This window comes from Enterobacter sp. UPMP701 (assembly GCF_053709515.1).
Genome location: NZ_JBSKJN010000063.1, coordinates 1 through 413, shown reverse-complemented (window position 1 = coordinate 413; position 413 = coordinate 1). Strand labels below are relative to the sequence as shown.

1 protein-coding gene is annotated in these 413 nt (G+C 51.1%); it reads right to left on the bottom strand.

The genetic code is table 11. The features are described from left to right. On the bottom strand, positions 1 to 413 hold a 413-nt coding region (locus ACWKXT_RS24365; RefSeq protein WP_454542719.1), incomplete at both ends, for an EF-Tu/IF-2/RF-3 family GTPase.

Here is a 413-nt window from a genome sequence, read left to right as displayed (position 1 = left end):
ACCAGTCACGTCAGTAGTACGGAAGTAGAACTGCGGACGGTAGCCTTTGAAGAACGGAGTATGACGACCGCCTTCATCTTTGGACAGAATGTACACTTCAGATTCGAACTTGGTGTGCGGCTTGATGGTGCCCGGCTTAGCCAGTACCTGACCACGTTCGATTTCTTCACGTTTGATACCACGCAGCAGAACACCTACGTTCTCACCAGCACGGCCTTCGTCCAGCAGTTTGCGGAACATTTCAACGCCAGTACAGGTAGACTTCTGAGTCTCTTTGATACCAACGATTTCAACTTCTTCACCAACTTTGATGATACCGCGTTCTACACGACCGGTAACAACGGTACCACGACCGGAGATGGAGAATACGTCTTCGATCGGCAGCAGGAACGGCTTGTCAATCGCACGCTCTG